The 16340-nt window shown below is 62.9% G+C and carries 15 protein-coding genes; 7 read left to right on the top strand and 8 right to left on the bottom strand.

Going from position 1 to position 16340, the window contains the following annotated elements; translation table 11 throughout:
• Window positions 1–468 precede the first annotated feature (468 nt).
• The 3 genes from uvrA to ASC48_RS19295 all read left to right on the top strand — a co-directional run bounded on the left by uvrA (window position 469) and on the right by ASC48_RS19295 (window position 4875).
• Window positions 469–3378, top strand: a complete 2910-nt coding sequence (uvrA, locus tag ASC48_RS08825) for an excinuclease ABC subunit UvrA (RefSeq protein WP_055455513.1) — start codon at window positions 469–471, stop codon at window positions 3376–3378.
• Window positions 3379–4071: 693 nt separating this feature from the next.
• Window positions 4072–4221 carry a DUF1127 domain-containing protein gene (locus ASC48_RS19300; RefSeq protein ID WP_019966089.1) on the top strand — a complete coding sequence of 50 codons (150 nt, stop codon included), beginning with the start codon at window positions 4072–4074 and terminating at the stop codon, window positions 4219–4221.
• 504 nt (window positions 4222–4725) lie between these two features.
• Window positions 4726–4875, top strand: coding sequence for a DUF1127 domain-containing protein (locus ASC48_RS19295; protein WP_019966090.1), 150 nt, complete (start codon window positions 4726–4728; stop codon window positions 4873–4875).
• 281 nt (window positions 4876–5156) lie between these two features.
• Here ASC48_RS19295 and ASC48_RS08820 read toward each other — a convergent pair whose 3' ends face one another.
• Window positions 5157–5807 (bottom strand): hypothetical protein, encoded by a 651-nt coding sequence (locus ASC48_RS08820; protein ID WP_055455391.1) that lies wholly within the window; start codon window positions 5805–5807, stop codon window positions 5157–5159.
• 224 nt (window positions 5808–6031) lie between these two features.
• Between ASC48_RS08820 and trmFO the strand changes: the two genes are divergently transcribed.
• The gene (gene trmFO / locus ASC48_RS08815; protein WP_055455390.1) at window positions 6032–7492 is read left to right on the top strand and encodes a methylenetetrahydrofolate--tRNA-(uracil(54)-C(5))-methyltransferase (FADH(2)-oxidizing) TrmFO; all 1461 of its coding nucleotides are present in this window, start codon (window positions 6032–6034) and stop codon (window positions 7490–7492) included.
• Between the two features lie 159 nt (window positions 7493–7651).
• Here the strand turns inward: trmFO and gmk are convergent, their stop codons facing one another.
• From gmk to fabD, 7 genes are all read right to left on the bottom strand, one after another.
• Window positions 7652–8377, bottom strand: a complete 726-nt coding sequence (gmk, locus tag ASC48_RS08810) for a guanylate kinase (RefSeq protein WP_082440050.1) — start codon at window positions 8375–8377, stop codon at window positions 7652–7654.
• 3 nt (window positions 8378–8380) lie between these two features.
• Entirely contained in the window at window positions 8381–9271 is an 891-nt protein-coding gene (locus ASC48_RS08805) for a YicC/YloC family endoribonuclease (protein WP_055455389.1), read from the bottom strand.
• A gap of 86 nt (window positions 9272–9357) precedes the next feature.
• Window positions 9358–10524 (bottom strand): endolytic transglycosylase MltG, encoded by a 1167-nt coding sequence (mltG, locus tag ASC48_RS08800; protein WP_055455388.1) that lies wholly within the window; start codon window positions 10522–10524, stop codon window positions 9358–9360.
• A 242-nt stretch (window positions 10525–10766) separates the two neighbouring features.
• Window positions 10767–12029 (bottom strand): beta-ketoacyl-ACP synthase II, encoded by a 1263-nt coding sequence (fabF, locus tag ASC48_RS08795; RefSeq protein ID WP_055455387.1) that lies wholly within the window; start codon window positions 12027–12029, stop codon window positions 10767–10769.
• Between the two features lie 64 nt (window positions 12030–12093).
• A complete protein-coding gene (locus ASC48_RS08790) occupies window positions 12094–12330 on the bottom strand; it encodes an acyl carrier protein (protein ID WP_050473278.1) in 237 nt (78 codons plus the stop codon).
• Between the two features lie 249 nt (window positions 12331–12579).
• Window positions 12580–13317 carry a 3-oxoacyl-[acyl-carrier-protein] reductase gene (fabG, locus tag ASC48_RS08785; RefSeq protein ID WP_055455386.1) on the bottom strand — a complete coding sequence of 246 codons (738 nt, stop codon included), beginning with the start codon at window positions 13315–13317 and terminating at the stop codon, window positions 12580–12582.
• Window positions 13318–13394: 77 nt separating this feature from the next.
• The gene (fabD, locus tag ASC48_RS08780; protein ID WP_055455385.1) at window positions 13395–14342 is read right to left on the bottom strand and encodes an ACP S-malonyltransferase; all 948 of its coding nucleotides are present in this window, start codon (window positions 14340–14342) and stop codon (window positions 13395–13397) included.
• A 525-nt stretch (window positions 14343–14867) separates the two neighbouring features.
• Here fabD and rpsF point away from each other — a divergent pair.
• The 3 genes from rpsF to rplI all read left to right on the top strand — a co-directional run bounded on the left by rpsF (window position 14868) and on the right by rplI (window position 16279).
• Window positions 14868–15299 (top strand): 30S ribosomal protein S6, encoded by a 432-nt coding sequence (rpsF, locus tag ASC48_RS08775; protein WP_055455384.1) that lies wholly within the window; start codon window positions 14868–14870, stop codon window positions 15297–15299.
• A gap of 5 nt (window positions 15300–15304) precedes the next feature.
• Complete coding sequence (gene rpsR / locus ASC48_RS08770; RefSeq protein WP_019966101.1) at window positions 15305–15553, top strand: 30S ribosomal protein S18; 249 nt, start codon at window positions 15305–15307, stop codon at window positions 15551–15553.
• A 162-nt stretch (window positions 15554–15715) separates the two neighbouring features.
• Window positions 15716–16279, top strand: coding sequence for a 50S ribosomal protein L9 (rplI, locus tag ASC48_RS08765; RefSeq protein ID WP_055455383.1), 564 nt, complete (start codon window positions 15716–15718; stop codon window positions 16277–16279).
• Window positions 16280–16340: the final 61 nt, after the last annotated feature.

Genomic DNA, 16340 nt, shown 5'->3' with positions numbered 1-16340 from the left:
GGCAAGACAGCAGTTTTTCACGGAGATGCGGCTTGCTTCAGATTTTTGTTCCTGTTACGTTCCTTATGGAGTGTGATCCGGCAGACCCGCAAAATGCAGGCCAAGCCGCAGATTGTCAGAGACCTGCCCTTGAAGATGCGAAAGAAGGACCGCAGATGAGACAGACGGAACATTCCGGACAGATGGGTCCGTCCTTGCCGGTCAAGCACGAACCATCGCCGCAGCTCAGGCTTTTCTCAGGCTGATTTTTTCACGAGCCTTCCACCGCGCCTGACCGGAACAGGTCAGGACATTCTCATCCGCACAGCATTTTGCCAGTTGAGGCCTGTTGTGCGGCGCTTATAACTGCTGCCAGTTTTCATGCCCGCGCCGGGCAAGTTCAGGACGATACCGATGGCCAAGGATGCCGCCGCCGAACCGCAGAGCAAGGAACAGGGATCTGCCCTGACGGGCTTCAGCCGTGACAAGATGATTTCCATCCGCGGCGCGCGCGAGCACAATCTCAAGAACGTCGATCTGGACCTGCCGCGCGACAAGCTGATCGTGATGACGGGCCTGTCTGGTTCGGGCAAGTCGTCTCTCGCCTTCGACACGATCTATGCGGAAGGCCAGCGCCGCTATGTCGAAAGCCTCTCGGCCTATGCCCGCCAGTTTCTGGAGATGATGCAGAAGCCGGATGTGGATCAGATCGATGGCCTGTCTCCCGCCATCTCGATCGAACAGAAAACCACCTCGCGCAATCCGCGCTCGACTGTGGGCACGGTCACCGAGATCTATGACTACATGCGCCTTCTGTTTGCGCGCGTGGGCACCCCCTACTCGCCGGCGACGGGTTTGCCGATCGAGAGCCAGACCGTCAGCCAGATGGTCGACAGGGTCATGTCGCTGGAGGAAGGCACGCGGCTTTACCTGCTGGCTCCGGTGGTGCGCGGGCGCAAGGGTGAATACCGCAAGGAACTGGCCGAGCTGATGAGAAAGGGCTTCCAGCGGGTCAAGATCAACGGCGAGTTTCATGAGATTTCCGAGGCCACGGCCCTCGACAAGAAGTTCAAGCATGACATCGATGTGGTGGTGGACCGCATTGTCGTGCGCGAGGACATTGCAGGCCGTCTTGCAGACTCCTTCGAAACGGCGTTGAAGCTGGCCGATGGCATTGCCATTGCCGAATTTGCGGACAAGCCGCTGGAGATCGCCACGGGCAAGGATGCGGTGCTGCAGAACCGCAATGAAACCCATGAGCGGATCATCTTCTCGGAGAAATTCGCCTGCCCGGTGTCCGGCTTCACCATCCCCGAGATCGAGCCCCGCCTCTTCTCCTTCAACAATCCCTTCGGCGCTTGCCCGTCCTGTGACGGCCTCGGCACGACGCTGGCCTTCGAGGCGGACCTGGTGGTGCCCGATCAGAGCCTGTCGCTGCGCGAGGGCGCGGTGCTGCCGTGGGCCAAGACCGGTTCGACCTCGCCCTATTATGCCCAGACGCTGGAAGCCATCTGCCGGCATTTCAAGGTGTCCATGGCAACGCCCTGGCGCGAGCTGCCAGATGACGTGCGCCATGCGGTGCTCTACGGCACCGGCAAGACCGAGCTTGAATTCGTCTATGACGACGGTGTGCGCAGCTACCGCGCAAAGAAGACCTTCGAAGGCGTTCTGGGCAATATCGAGCGGCGCTGGCGCGAAACGGATTCGGCCTGGGTCCGTGAAGAGCTGGAGCGTTTCCAGTCAAACCACCCCTGCCCGGCCTGTAACGGTTACCGCCTGAAGCCCGAGGCGCTCGCCGTCAAGATTGGCGGCAAGCACATCGGCCACGCGGCGGACATGTCGATCCGCGATGCCGGGGCCTGGTTCAACGGGCTGGATGACGCGCTGAACGGCAAGCAGCAGGAAATTGCCGCAAGGATTCTCAAGGAGATCCGCGAGCGGCTGAAATTCCTCAATGATGTGGGGCTGGATTATCTGTCGCTGTCGCGCAATTCCGGCACACTGTCGGGCGGCGAAAGCCAGCGGATCCGTCTCGCCTCGCAGATCGGCTCCGGCCTGACGGGCGTTCTTTATGTGCTGGACGAGCCGTCGATCGGCCTGCATCAGCGCGACAATGCAAGGCTTCTCGACACGCTGCGCCACCTGCGCGATCTCGGCAACACCGTGATCGTCGTGGAGCATGACGAGGATGCGGTGCTGACGGCCGATTATGTGGTGGATGTGGGGCCGGGCGCGGGCGTCCACGGCGGCCAGATCGTTGCGAAGGGCACACCGGCGCAGATCATGGCAGACCCGAATTCGCTCACAGGGCAATATCTGAGCGGAACGCGCGGCATCGCCTTGCCCGCAGAGCGGCGCAAGATCAACAAGAAGCGGCAGATCAAGGTCATCGGCGCGCGCGGCAACAATCTGAAGAATGTCACGGCGGAAATTCCGCTTGGCACCTTCACCTGCATCACCGGCGTCTCGGGGAGCGGCAAGTCCACCTTCCTCATCGACACCCTGTACCGGTCGGCCGCGCGGCGGCTCAACGGCGCGCGCGAGAACCCTGCTCCGCATGACCGGATCGAGGGGCTGGAGCATCTCGACAAGGTGATCGACATCGACCAGTCGCCCATCGGCCGGACCCCGCGCTCCAATCCTGCGACCTACACGGGGGCCTTCACACCGATTCGGGAATGGTTCGCCAGCATGCCGGAATCAAAGGCGCGCGGCTATCAGCCCGGACGCTTCTCCTTCAACGTCAAGGGCGGCCGCTGCGAAGCCTGTCAGGGCGATGGCGTCATCAAGATCGAGATGCACTTCCTGCCCGACATCTATGTCACCTGTGATGTCTGCAAGGGCAAGCGCTACAACCGCGAGACGCTTGAAGTGCAGTTCAAGGGCAAGTCGATCGCCGATGTGCTCGACATGACCGTTGAAGAGGCGGCGGGCTTCTTCTCGGCCGTTCCGGCGGTGCGCGAAAAGATGGAAACCCTGGCACAGGTGGGCCTTGGCTACATCAAGGTGGGCCAGCAGGCGACGACCCTCTCCGGCGGTGAGGCACAGCGTGTGAAGCTGGCCAAGGAACTGTCACGCCGGTCCACCGGCCGCACACTCTATATCCTCGACGAGCCGACGACTGGCCTGCATTTCCATGATGTGGCCAAGCTGCTGGAGGTGCTGCACGAGCTGGTCGAGCAAGGCAATTCGGTGCTGGTGATCGAGCACAATCTCGAGGTCATCAAGACGGCGGACTGGCTGATCGACTTCGGTCCTGAGGGCGGCGATGGCGGCGGCACGGTGGTGGCTGAAGGCCGTCCGGAGGATGTGGCAGCGAATCCCGCAAGCCATACCGGGCAGTTCCTCAAGGAATTGCTGGAGCGCCGCCCGCAGAAACGGACAGCCGCAGCCGAGTGACACGGAAGCGGCACTTCTGATCGGGTGCCCCGCCCTCTCCGGGAGCGGACGCCGGAGGCTGAGAACGCTCAGACGCGCCGCATATCGGCCTCCGGCCGCCTTGAGCGAAGCGGAGATCCGGGGCCAGCTCGCAGCGGGAGGTCTCCGGTGGAACAGCATGACGGGCGGTATAGGCGCGAGGCCTGCCGGGTGCCGTTTCGGGCTGTTTTCAGCAGTTTCCGGCATCTCTTCTGGCGAGCAAGCAGGTTGCCCGCGGGCCGCAGCGGCGGCCCGGGAGGACTTCAAGGCTGCAGATTCTGGCTATGAACCCCTTGTGGCAGCTTCTGAAATGTGGCTAGCGCCATGCACCCGGCGCATGGGGCAAGCGCGAATCCGGCCATTGCTGCATTGCAACACAAGCCTTGCGGAGCCACGCAATCGGGACACAACCGGAGGCATCCTGCATATTTCCTGCTGCAGCGCGAATTTCTGCGTTTTTATCGGTTTAAATGTCCTTCATCTCGCCTGACAATCGCTCATCATCGTTTATTTTTCCGCCTTGCATAATTCGCATGACTGACATGCCAAACTTCCACTTCTCGCAAATGCGAAAACGGACTATCTCTTGGACATCGGAACGGCGCTGCACCGCACAATAGCCTAACCGGCCGCGGGCCGACAGCTGACGCTCCAGACGGTTCAAGGAACACGAAAATGATCGACACTGTTGTTCGCAAGTACAATTCCTGGGTCAACTACCGCCGCACGGTGGACGAGCTGTCCCGTCTGTCCAATCGCGAACTCAGCGACTTGGGCATTGGCCGCGGCGATATCCGCTTCATTGCACGCCGCGCCAGCATGTAATCGAGATCGCGGTCACAGGCCCTCCTCCTCCCAAGCCTTGTGACTGTGTGCCGGCAGGGTTCTTCTCCTCCCAAACCCTGCCTGCTGAAACAGCGCCCGCCAGTACCTCCTCCCACTGGCGGGCGTTCGTTTGTCTGGCGTTCGATACGTCTTTAAAATCAAATCGCTAGACCTCATGCCAGGCTGCCGCAGATTTGCCGGCGGCCTTTTTTTCTGTCCACTCAGCCCTCGCCTTCGCTCACCACTATCCCTCCGGCAAAGCAACTCTACGGCAGGTGCGCAGCCGTGATTCCGCTGCGTCGCGGAGCGCTTCGCCACAATCCGGCCACATGCCCTTCATCTGTGCAAATGCACATTAATCATGCATTGCATTGCCTGCAGAGCAGGCATGTGGAAGCCCCCATAGCTGAAACCGGCGAACAGGCCTAGATAAGGGTCACAAGACGCAACGCCAACAAGAGCGCTGCTAAAGCTTCAAGAGCAAGTAAAAGAACGGATAAAATCATGCTGCACGACATCGTCTCCAAGTATCGCTCGTGGAAGAAGTACCGCGCCACCTATGAAGAGCTGGCCCGCATGTCCTCGCGTGAGCTGAGCGACATCGGCATCTCCCGCGCGGACATCGCCTCCGTCGCCCGCGGGGCCATGCGCTGAGACGCAGCCCCAGCCCTGTTTTTCGCTGCTTTGCAGCATAAGCAGGCCAGCCATGCAGAATTGTGCATGGCGGTATCGCCCGGCCCGCGGTACAACATAACCAACAACGGGGCACCAAACGGCGCCTCAGTTCTCCCGGACCGAAGGACTCCTCCTCCCACCTGCGGTCCGGAACAAGCCGGTTCTCCTCCTCCCGAACCGGCTCTGGAAAGAGCGCTCGCCGAACTCCTCCTCCCATCGGCGGGCGCTTTTCCCGTTTTAAGCATCCCTGCAAATTTTCATCACCAGACACCTGATGCGGCAAACCAGCTTTCGAGCGGCTGCACCACAGGTGGCTCCGCATTGGCGCGCAACCAGCTGTCGATGGCATAAGCCTGGCCGCCCGCGCTTTCCCGCAGAACCGCCGTGGCATGCGGATAGCGCCCGTCCAGCAGGAAGCCGCGCGCCACCGGCGATGCAACGCGGTGGTGGCGCAGCAGCCCCGCGCGTTCTGCATAAAGAAGCAGGCTGGTGGTGTTGCTGGCCTCGTCGATACAATCCATCTGACCCGGCACTCCGGCATTGCGCATGTCGAGGCCGCCAATATCCGGCGCGGTTCCAAGCGCTGCCGTCACACGAGCCTCCTGCCACTGGACGGCCCTGGACAAGGCCCTGCGCTCTGCCGCAGGCGATTCCTTGCCTGTGGCGAGAATTGATGCAAGCTTCCGCCTGTCCGCAATGGAAAAATCCACTGGCGCCGTGTAGGTGCAGCCGAATCCGTGACAGATGTAGAGCCTGTTCTCCCGGGGAAGCAGCGCTTTGTGGTCGCGATACCATGTCTCCGGCCCCAGCTCCGCCTGCGCCGCGCAGCCCGCCAGCGTTGCGGCTGCCGGCAGCATCTGAAGCGCGCGTCCTGCCTTGCTGAGGCGCAGGTGCCTTGCCTTGGTCTGCATGTGCCGCCTTCCCTTTAAGCCGGAGCCCTGCCCGTCTGCGCCTGTCTCCAAACCTCTCTCTGCCCAGCCTACGGCAAATGCCCCCGTCCCGCCAAACGCCAGACCGCCCCGGGTCAGGTTCAACGGCGGCTTTCCGTTGCATCGCCCCGGTCATGCGGGTATCAGGGGCTTGAGATGCAGGACCGCAGCGCGGACTGGCGCCGCAGGACCGGCCGCCGGGACATATGTCCGGTCCAGCCCCTTTTCAGCACAAGCACAGGCAGAGCCACGTGACGAAACCCATTCATGTGATCGGAGGCGGTCTCGCCGGTTCGGAAGCAAGCTGGCAGATCGCCCGCGCCGGCGTTCCGGTTGTTCTTCATGAAATGCGCCCGGTGCGGGCAACGGATGCCCACAAGACAGACGGGCTGGCCGAGCTGGTCTGTTCCAACTCGTTCCGCTCCGACGATGCGGATTACAATGCCGTCGGCCTGCTGCACTGGGAGCTGCGTCAGGCAGGCTCGCTGATCATGCAGGCGGCAGATGCCCATCAGGTGCCTGCCGGCAGCGCGCTGGCGGTGGACCGGGACGGTTTTTCGGAAGCGGTGACTCAGATGCTCACCTCGCACCCGCTCATCACCATCGAGCGCGGCGAGCTGACCAGCCTGCCGCCGCAGGACTGGGGCAATGTCATCATTGCCACCGGCCCCCTCACCTCTCCGGCCCTGTCGGAAGCGATCCTGGCGCGCACGGGTGAAGATTCGCTCGCCTTCTTCGACGCCATTGCCCCGATCGTGCATTTTGATTCGATCAACATGGATGTGGCCTGGTTCCAGTCCCGCTATGACAAGGTGGGTCCCGGCGGCACGGGCAGGGATTACATCAACTGCCCTTTGGACAAGGCCCAGTACGAGGCCTTCATCGATGCGCTGATCGCAGGTGAGAAGACCGAGTTCAAGGAATGGGAGGCCAACACCCCCTATTTCGACGGCTGCCTGCCCATCGAGGTGATGGCGGAGCGCGGCCGCGAAACCCTGCGCCATGGGCCGATGAAGCCGATGGGCCTCACCAACGCCCATAACCCCACCGTCAAGGCCTATGGCGTGGTGCAGCTGCGCCAGGATAATGCGCTCGGCACGCTCTACAACATGGTCGGCTTCCAGACGAAGCTGAAATATGGCGCACAGGCCGAGATCTTCCGCATGATCCCGGGGCTGGAGAATGCCGTCTTTGCCCGTCTGGGCGGCTTGCACCGCAACACCTTCCTCAATTCGCCGAAACTGCTGGATGGCACGCTGCGGCTGAAAGCTGATCCGCGCCTGCGCTTTGCCGGCCAGATCACCGGCTGCGAAGGCTATGTGGAATCGGCCTCCGTCGGCTGCATGGCCGGGCTGTTCGCCGCAGCAGCTGCCCAAGGACGCGAGCTTACGCCGCCGCCCGCCACCACGGCCATGGGCGCGCTGCTGGCGCATATCACCGGCGGCCACCTGGTGCATGAGGAAGAAGGCGCGCCGCGTTCGTTCCAGCCGATGAATGTCAATTTCGGCCTGTTCCCGCCGGTGGATGCCCCGAACAAGGGCGAAGACGGCAAGCGCCTGCGCGGGGCGGAAAAGGCCAAGGCCCGCAAGCTCGCCATGACCCAGCGGGCCCGCAGCGATTTTTGCAGCTGGATGCAGGAAATCAGCCTGCCGCAGATGGCGGGCTGAGTGTGGCAGGTTGAAGACGCCTTTGACAGGGCGCCCCCCTGCGCCGCTGTCAGATCCCGGCACAAGGCCTGGCCAGCGCGGAGGAAAGTCACTTCATTTCTTTCAAAACAAACAGGTCTCCGGATACGGAGCCCTGTTTCGTTTCAAATGAAGAAAAAATCAGCCTTCGGCATCGCTCACGCCGGCCTCGCCCAACTCGCGGCGCAGGTCATCCACCATGCCGTCGATGAAGGGCCCGATGGCGGCAGAACGGGAGCGGCGGTGGCGCTCGGCGCGCAGGATGGACTGCACCGCCAGGAAGGCGCGGCTGAGATCGTCATTGACAACCACATAGTCATATTCGCTCCAGTGGCGCATCTCGCCGACAGCGGTCTTTAGCCGCCTCAGAATCACGTCATCGGCATCTTCCGCCCGCCGGTGCAGGCGGGATTTCATCTCGGCGATGGATGGCGGCAGGATGAAGATGGACACCACATCCTCACGCATCCGCTCATAAAGCTGGAAGGTGCCCTGGATATCGATGTCGAACAGCACGTCCCGGCCGCTGCGCAGCGCCTGCTCCACCGGATCGCGCGGCGTGCCATAGTAGTTGCCATGCACCTCGGCCCATTCCAGCAGCTCTTCCCGGTCGCGCATCAGCTCGAATTTTTCACGGGAAATGAAATGATAGTGCACGCCATCAATCTCGCTGGTGCGGCGCGGGCGCGTCGTCACGGAAATCGACAGGGACAGGCTTGTCTCCTGCCCCAGCAGATTGCGGGCAATCGTCGACTTGCCCGCGCCCGAAGGCGAGGACAGAACGAGCATGAGGCCGCGGCGGTGTGCCTCGGCCTCATCAGCGGTAACGGATGTCCCGGCGGGACGGGCGGACTTGCTGCCGGCCATTGATCACTCCAGATTCTGGATCTGCTCACGCATCTGGTCGATGACGGATTTCAGCTCAAGGCCAATGGCCGTCAGCCCCACGTCATTGGATTTCGAGCAGAGCGTATTCGCTTCCCGGTTAAATTCCTGTGCGAGGAAATCGAGCTTGCGGCCCACAGGCCCACCATCGGCCAGAAGCTTGCGGGCGGCAGTCACATGGGCGGCCAGCCGGTCCAGCTCCTCGCGGATGTCGGCGCGGGTCGCCAGCAGCACCGCCTCCTGATGCAGCCGCTGCGGCTCCAGCGCGGGTGCTGCCTCCAGCAAGGCCGAAACCTGGGCGGCAAGCCTGTCGCGGATCGCCTCCGCCGTGCGTGCAGGATGCTTTTCGGCTGCATCCGTTGCAGCGGCAATGGCGGCCAGCTGGCCGTCCAGCACGGCGCCGATGGCCGCGCCTTCCGCCTTGCGCATGGCAGCAAGCGCCTTCAGCGCCTCATCGAAGGATGCGGCGAGCGCTGCAATCAAAGCCGCCCGTGCCTCTTCGTCTTCCACTGGCTCGCGCAGCTCCAGCACGCCCTTGTGGGCAAGAATGCCATCAAGGCTCGGCGGCACGGCTTCGGGCAGGCGCCGCTTCAGCAGCTGCACCGCATGCAGAACAGCCTCGAGCGCCGCCTCGTTGATGGTAAGCACGGCATCGCCCTGCTCACGCTGGACAGACAGGGAAATGGACACATTGCCTCTGGCCAGAACCTTGCCGCAGCGCTCGCGCAGCTGCGCTTCCAGATCTTCCATGCCAGGCGGCAGACGGAAGCGCAGATCAAGGCTCTTGCCATTGACGGAGCGCAGCTCCCAGTGCCAGCGCACCGCGCCATGAGATCCTTCAACCCGGGCAAAGCCGGTCATGCTGGACAAAGCCATGTCCTGATCCTTCCCCCCGGAACCGGATCAGGAGACATTCGCCGGGCCTGAACATGATGCAGGCCTGACGTCTGCCTCCTGCCGGTTCAGTTCTGTGTTGCCGGAGCAGCCTCTTCCGCGGCGGGCGCCTCGGGAGCGGCCTCGCTGGCGGCGGCACCGTCGCCACCGGCCTGCTGTGCCCGGCGTGTGCGTTCGATCTCGCGCCACTTGCGCACATTGGCCTGATGCTGCTCGTAGGTTTCAGCAAAGACATGGCCACCCGTGCCGTCGGCAACGAAATAGAGATCCTTCGTCCGGGACGGGTTGGACACCGCTTCCATGGCCGCACGGCCCGGATTGCCGATCGGGCCCGGCGGCAGCGCGCGGATCTGATAGGTGTTGTATTCGGTCTTCTTGTCGAGATCGGCGCGGGTGATGGCACTGCGGTCCGTGGTCCAAGCCTCTCCACCATAAAGCCCGTAGAGAATGGTCGGGTCAGACTGCAGCGGCATCGACTTGTTCAGCCGGTTGACGAAGACGCCGGCAACGCGCGGACGCTCATCGGCACGGGCCGTCTCCTTCTCGACGATCGACGCCAGAATGACCAGCTCATCGGGCGTCTGCACCGGCAGGCCTTCGACCCTGCGCGCCCAGATTTCCGCCAGAAGCTTGGTCTGAGCCGCCCGCATCTGGTTGAGGATCTGCTGACGCGAGGCACCGCGGGTGAATGTGTAGGTCTCAGGCAGCAGCGCGCCTTCCGGCGGGATGTCGGTGATCTCGCCGGTGAGAATCTCGTTCTCGCGCAGACGCCGGATCACCTGCGCCGTGGACCAGCCCTCGGGGATGGTGATGGAGTAGACCACCGCCTTGCCCTCCACCAGGTCCGTCATCACGTCGCGCATGCTGGAGCCGGCCTTGAACTCGTATTCACCGGCCTTCAACCGGGCCGCATTCTTGTAGGCCCGCACACCAAGATTGAACACCAGACCATCGGTGATCACGCCATTGCGCTCAAGGATATCAGCAATGCCGCCGAGACCCTGACCGGAGGGAATGATGACGGTCTTGTCTTCTGTCAGAGGACCAGCCGCATCGAATTCCTGCTTGCCCCAGTAGATGCCTGCACCAATGGCAAGAATCAGGATGACGGCGCTGGAAAGCACAAGATTGATCAGGATGACAATGGGATTGCGCGCATGGCGCGACCGCTGGGGCGGTTCTGGCGCCCGGTCGGGCTGGATGGCCTCGCGTGGGCTCTTTGGCTTGACACGCATGGTCGCTCGCTCCTTCGGATCCTGCCGCCCCCGGCGCCCCGCAAAGAGGGCCCGCAGCAGATTGTCAAGGGTGTGAGGGAGACCCGCACGGCACGGCCGTCAGCCCCTCCCCTCTCGTTCAACTGCGGCCAGATGGCCGGAAGCACTCCGGCCCGGTTCTGTGACACCGCCCGGCTCCGCCGCAGATCAAGGGATTAACCTTGTCAATGCGGCGAAACGAGGAAATCGTGACAGGAGGGCTGTCAGCCCTCAACGCGCCGCAGGATCAGCGAAGCATTGGTGCCGCCAAAGCCGAAGGAATTCGACAGGGCAACATCAATCTGCTTCTTGCGCGGCTGATGCGGCACCAGATCGATCCGGCTCTCGACAGACGGATTGTCGAGATTGATCGTCGGCGGCGCAATGTTGTCGCGGATGGCGAGGACAGAGAAGATCGCCTCGACCGCACCGGCTGCCCCCAGAAGGTGGCCGATGGAGGATTTCGTGGAAGACATGGAGATCTTGTCCGCCGCATCACCCACCAGACGCTCGACAGCGCCCAGCTCGATGGTGTCAGCCATCGTCGAGGTGCCGTGGGCGTTGATGTAGTCGATATCGGCTGCCGTAATGCCGGCACGCTTCATCGCTGCGCTCATGCAGCGGTAAGCCCCGTCACCATCTTCGGACGGAGCCGTGATGTGATAGGCATCGCCCGACAGGCCATAGCCGATGACTTCGGCATAGATGGTCGCGCCGCGGCGCTTGGCGTGCTCGTATTCTTCAAGCACGACCACACCTGCACCCTCGCCCATGACGAAGCCGTCACGGTCCTTGTCGTAGGGGCGCGAAGCCTTTTCCGGTGTGTCGTTGTAGATGGTCGACAGCGCGCGGCAGGCGGCAAAGCCTGCCAGAGCAAGGCGGCATACCGGAGATTCGGTGCCACCGGCCACCATGACATCGGCGTCATCAAGCGCGATGAGGCGGGCTGCGTCGCCGATCGCATGCGCGCCGGTGGAGCAGGCCGTCACGACGGCATGGTTCGGCCCCTTGAGGCCGTGGCGGATGGAAACCTGACCGCCGGCCAGGTTGATCAGACGTCCGGGAATGAAGAACGGGCTGAGGCGGCGCGGCCCCTTGTCCCGCAGCACATGGGCTGCCTCCTCGATGCCCTGCAGGCCGCCGATGCCGGAGCCGATCAGCACGCCGGAGCGGATCTGCTCCTCGTATGTCACGGGCTTCCAGTTTGCATCGGCGAGCGCCTGGTCGGCAGCAGCCATGGCATAGACGATGAAATCGTCGACCTTGCGCTGCTCCTTGGGGTCCATCCAGTCGTCGGGATTGAAGGCCCCTTCGACTGACGGATCGCGCGGGATCTGACAGGCAATTTTACAGGCGAGGTCCTCGACTTCGAAGCTGCTGACGCGCTGCGCAGCACTCTTGCCCTCAAGGATCTTCTTCCACGTCACGTCAACGCCGCTACCATGCGGCGTCACCATGCCCATACCGGTAATAACTACTCGTCTCATCAGCCCGCACATGTTCCGGGTGGAAGCGTCGCCGCTTCCCCCACAGGTCACGAATAACCGGAGATTAACCGGCGTTCTTTTCGAGGAACTTGACCGCGTCGCCGACGGTCAGGATCGTCTCGGCTGCATCGTCGGGGATCTCGACGCCGAATTCTTCTTCGAAGGCCATCACCAGCTCGACGGTGTCAAGGCTGTCCGCGCCGAGGTCGTCGATGAAGCTTGCAGCTTCGACGACCTTGTCGGCGTCGACGCCCAGGTGCTCGATAACGATCTTCTTAACTCGTTCCGCGATATCGCTCATTTTATTTACCTCGGTGGTTTTTACGAACCGGACACACGCTGCAGGATGAACCGGACCTCGGTCTTCGCACAGCCTGCTTACGGGCGCTACCCGGACAAGAGCAACGGAAGGCCCATGAAATCAAGCCATTCCGTCAATCTTTCCAGAATAATCGGCGGCTAGGTATCACACTTTATCAGGCTTGACCAGCCGCCGCCCCTGGAGTGGACCCGTGTTTTCCGCCAATGGCGTAAGACACGGATTCCAAAGTCAAATCATGGCCATGCCGCCATTCACATGCAGCGTCTGGCCGGTCATGTAGGCTGCCTCGTCGCTGGCAAGATACACAGCTGCACCGGCAATTTCCGCAGCCGTGCCCAGACGGCCTGCCGGAACCGATCCGAGAATCGTTTCCTTCTGCTTGTCGTTCAGCACGTCCGTCATCGCGGTTTCGATGAAACCGGGCGCGATCGTGTTGACCGTGACATTGCGGCTGGCGATCTCGCGGGCGATGGACTTGTACATGCCGATCATGCCGGCCTTGGCCGCTGCGTAGTTGGCCTGGCCCGGGTTGCCGGTGACGCCGACCACGGAGGCAATGCCGATGATGCGGCCATGGCGGCGCTTCATCATGCCCTTGATCGCCGAACGGCAGATGTGGAAGTTGGAGGTGAGGTTCACTTCCAGCACCTGATCCCACTCTTCATCCTTCATGCGCATGAAGATGTTGTCGCGGGTGATGCCGGCGTTGTTCACCAGAATGTCGATCCGCCCCATGGCCGCTTCCGCTGCCGGAACCAGCGCTTCCACGGCGGCGCGGTCGGACAGGTTTGCGGGGACGACATGCACCCGCTCCTTCAGATCGGCGGCCAGCGCCTCCAGCTTTTCAGCGCGCGTGCCGGACAGGGTGACGGTGGCGCCCTGTGCGTGCAGCGCGCGGGCAATGGCCTCGCCGATGCCGCCGGTGGCACCGGTGACGAGAGCCGTCCTGTTGGTCAAGCTGAACATCGTGATGTTTCCTTCCAGTTTCCTGTCAGCGGTGCGGCCCGGCCAAAGGCCACGGCAGCACCGCATATGATCCGCTGTCAGCCGTTCAGGCGCTCCAGCACGGCATCCACATCGCCCGGCATGTTGACGGCAAGGCCGCCCGCATCCTTGGCAATGCGCTTGATCATGCCGGTCAGCACCTTGCCGGCACCGATCTCGACAAAGGTATCGATCCCCTCGCCTGCCAGCCACTCGATGGATTCGCGCCAGCGTACGGTGCCCGTCACCTGCTCGACCAGACGGTGGCGGATTTCGGCCGGATCCGTCACCGGGCGCGCCAGCACATTGGCAACCAGCGGCACCTTCGGCGCATGAATTGTCACGCCCGCCAGCGCTTCAGCCATGGCGTCAGCTGCCGGCTGCATCAAGGAACAATGGAAGGGCGCGGACACCGGCAGAAGCACGGCGCGGCGGCCGCCCTTGGTCTTGGCAATCTCAAGCGCACGCTCGACGGCCGCCTTGTGACCGGAGACCACAACCTGGCCCGGCGCATTGTCGTTGGCCGCTTCACAGACCTCGCCCGGAGCGCTGGCTTCCGCCGCAACTTCACGGGCAACGTCGAAATCAAGGCCGAGCAGCGCCGCCATGGCGCCAACGCCCACCGGCACGGCAGCCTGCATGGACTGGCCGCGCAGGCGCAGCAGACGGGCCGCATCACCGATGGACAGGCTCCCGGCAGCCGCAAGGGCGGAATATTCGCCGAGCGAATGACCGGCGACATAAGACGCAGAGGCCTTGAGGCCGATGCCGCGCGCTTCCATCACGCGCAGCGCCGCAAGGCTGACGGCCATCAGCGCGGGCTGGGCATTGGCCGTGAGGGTCAGCTGGTCCTCGGGGCCATTCCACATGAGTTCGGAGAGCTTCTCGCCGAGCGCCTCATCCACTTCTGCAAAGACGGCACGTGCCTCGGCGGAACCTTCCGCCAGTTCCTTGCCCATGCCCACGGCCTGGCTGCCCTGACCGGGGAAAATGAATGCAACGCCCATGATGCGCGGCCTCCGTCGCTTGGCACCGGCTCTGGAGCGGCCGGCTGTTCTCAACTCATGATGCAAGGGGCTGGCCGGGCATTAAGGGCGGTCAATCCCGCCATTCGATATGTCCCCGCCGCCCTCTTGCGGCAAAATGATCCGCCGCTATGGTCTGGCAGACAGGTCCATGTCAAGAGCATATGCCCCCCGCACCGCAGCGAAAGCGGCCAAAGTCCGTGGGAAACTGCCCGCCGCATGGGGCTGAAACGCTGAAGACAGACCGGCCGGCGCCCTGCGCCGCTCCGTTCGCCGGCTGCGGTTTGATGCAGTCTGCGCTTGCATTTGCGGGCGCCTTCTATATACAGCGCCACTATCCGGAACCTTGGCTGGTGGCTGAACGGAAGGATGCACAAGCATCAGGGGCGTCAAACTCCCGTCTTCCCGTGTCTCCGCTCTCGTAGGACTTTACGTACCTTTCCGTAGGCACGTTGAGGCTTTGCGCCAGGTTTTCCCGGATAGACGCTAGAGAAAGGCAAGACACACATGCCGCTTTATGAGCACGTGTTCCTGGCGCGCCAGGACATCTCGACCCAGCAGGTCGAGCAACTCGTTGAACAGTACAAGGGTCTGATCGAAGCCAACGGTGGCAAGGTCGGCAAGATCGAGAACTGGGGCCTGCGCGCGCTGGCTTACCGGGTCAAGAAGAACCGCAAGGCCCACTACACCCTGATGAACATCGAAGCTCCGCATGCTGCGGTTGCCGAAATGGAGCGTCAGATGGGCATCAACGAAGACATCCTTCGTTTCATGACCCTGAAGGTCGAATCCCACGATGACGAGCCGTCTGCCATGATGCAGAAGCGCGACCGTGATGACCGCCGCCGCCGCGACGACAAGTTCGGCAGCGACCGCCCGGCCCGTGAGCCCCGTAGTGAGCGGAGCGAACGCGCTCCCCGCCGTGCAGAAGCGGAGTAATTGACATGCCTGAAATCGCACAGATCCCGGCCCGCCGCCCCTTCTTCCGCCGCCGCAAGACCTGCCCGTTCTCGGGCGAGGGTGCTCCGGTCATCGACTACAAGGACATCCGTCTGCTGCAGCGCTACATTTCCGAGCGTGGCAAGATCGTTCCGAGCCGCATCACTGCGGTCTCCGCGAAGAAGCAGCGTGAGCTGGCCCGTGCCATCAAGCGCGCCCGCATCCTCTCGCTGCTGCCCTTCGTCATCAGCTGAGATCACGGCTCACGCCTGATCTGATCAAGACGCGGCCCGCCGGCTTCATGCTACGGGCCGCACCGGACTCTTGAGGGTCCGGCATCCCGGATTGGGGCCGGCGGGTTTGTGGACCGGCTTCTAACCGCCCGAGAGGCGGGACAGACCGACTGGAGAAATCCCATGGAAGTCATTCTTCTGGAACGCGTGGCCAAGCTTGGCCAGATGGGCGACAAGGTGCGTGTGCGCGATGGTTACGCCCGTAACTTCCTGCTGCCGCAGGGCAAGGCGCTGCGCGCCAACAAGGCAAACCTTGCCAAGTTCGAAGCCGAGCGCGCTCAGCTGGAAGCCCGCAACCTGGAGCGCCGCAAGGAGGCCGAGGTCGTTGGTGAAAAGCTGGCAGGCCAGAGCTTCATCGTGATCCGTTCGGCTGCCGAAACCGGCCAGCTCTACGGTTCCGTTTCCACCCGCGACATCGCCTCCGTGGCGACCGCTGGCGGCTTCAGCGTTTCCCGCGGCCAGGTTCACCTGTCCGAGCCGATCAAGACGATCGGCCTGCACACGGTCGCCATCGCCCTGCACCCGGAAGTCGAAGTCTCCATCACCATCAACGTTGCCCGTTCCGCTGACGAAGCCGAGCGTCAGGCAGCCGGTGAGAACCTGACCCTGCGCGAGCAGGACAGCTTTGAGTTCGAGGAAGACGAAGAAGCCGAAGAAGGTGAAGTCGAGGCCGAAGACGAGGAATAATCCTCGTCCGGCCCGGTTTGCCCGGCGCAAGATCAGGCGGTGCCCTCCGGGGTGCCGCCTT

The organism is Pannonibacter indicus, from assembly GCF_001418225.1.
In the GTDB taxonomy this organism is placed as follows: Bacteria; Pseudomonadota; Alphaproteobacteria; order Rhizobiales; family Stappiaceae; genus Pannonibacter; species Pannonibacter indicus.
The sequence above is the reverse complement of the archived record's forward strand: the minus strand, read 5'-3'. Positions and strand labels throughout refer to the sequence as shown.

Excerpts from the sequence above, each read along its gene's own strand:
- uvrA (WP_055455513.1), top strand. The coding sequence starts at position 469 with ATGATTTCCATCCGCGGCGCGCGCGAGCACAATCTCAAGAACGTCGAT.
- ASC48_RS19300 (WP_019966089.1), top strand. The coding sequence starts at position 4,072 with ATGATCGACACTGTTGTTCGCAAGTACAATTCCTGGGTCAACTACCGC.
- ASC48_RS19295 (WP_019966090.1), top strand. The coding sequence starts at position 4,726 with ATGCTGCACGACATCGTCTCCAAGTATCGCTCGTGGAAGAAGTACCGC.
- ASC48_RS08820 (WP_055455391.1), bottom strand. The coding sequence starts at position 5,807 with ATGCAGACCAAGGCAAGGCACCTGCGCCTCAGCAAGGCAGGACGCGCG.
- trmFO (WP_055455390.1), top strand. The coding sequence starts at position 6,032 with ATGTCCGGTCCAGCCCCTTTTCAGCACAAGCACAGGCAGAGCCACGTG.
- gmk (WP_082440050.1), bottom strand. The coding sequence starts at position 8,377 with ATGGCCGGCAGCAAGTCCGCCCGTCCCGCCGGGACATCCGTTACCGCT.
- ASC48_RS08805 (WP_055455389.1), bottom strand. The coding sequence starts at position 9,271 with ATGGCTTTGTCCAGCATGACCGGCTTTGCCCGGGTTGAAGGATCTCAT.
- mltG (WP_055455388.1), bottom strand. The coding sequence starts at position 10,524 with ATGCGTGTCAAGCCAAAGAGCCCACGCGAGGCCATCCAGCCCGACCGG.
- fabF (WP_055455387.1), bottom strand. The coding sequence starts at position 12,029 with ATGAGACGAGTAGTTATTACCGGTATGGGCATGGTGACGCCGCATGGT.
- ASC48_RS08790 (WP_050473278.1), bottom strand. The coding sequence starts at position 12,330 with ATGAGCGATATCGCGGAACGAGTTAAGAAGATCGTTATCGAGCACCTG.
- fabG (WP_055455386.1), bottom strand. The coding sequence starts at position 13,317 with ATGTTCAGCTTGACCAACAGGACGGCTCTCGTCACCGGTGCCACCGGC.
- fabD (WP_055455385.1), bottom strand. The coding sequence starts at position 14,342 with ATGGGCGTTGCATTCATTTTCCCCGGTCAGGGCAGCCAGGCCGTGGGC.
- rpsF (WP_055455384.1), top strand. The coding sequence starts at position 14,868 with ATGCCGCTTTATGAGCACGTGTTCCTGGCGCGCCAGGACATCTCGACC.
- rpsR (WP_019966101.1), top strand. The coding sequence starts at position 15,305 with ATGCCTGAAATCGCACAGATCCCGGCCCGCCGCCCCTTCTTCCGCCGC.
- rplI (WP_055455383.1), top strand. The coding sequence starts at position 15,716 with ATGGAAGTCATTCTTCTGGAACGCGTGGCCAAGCTTGGCCAGATGGGC.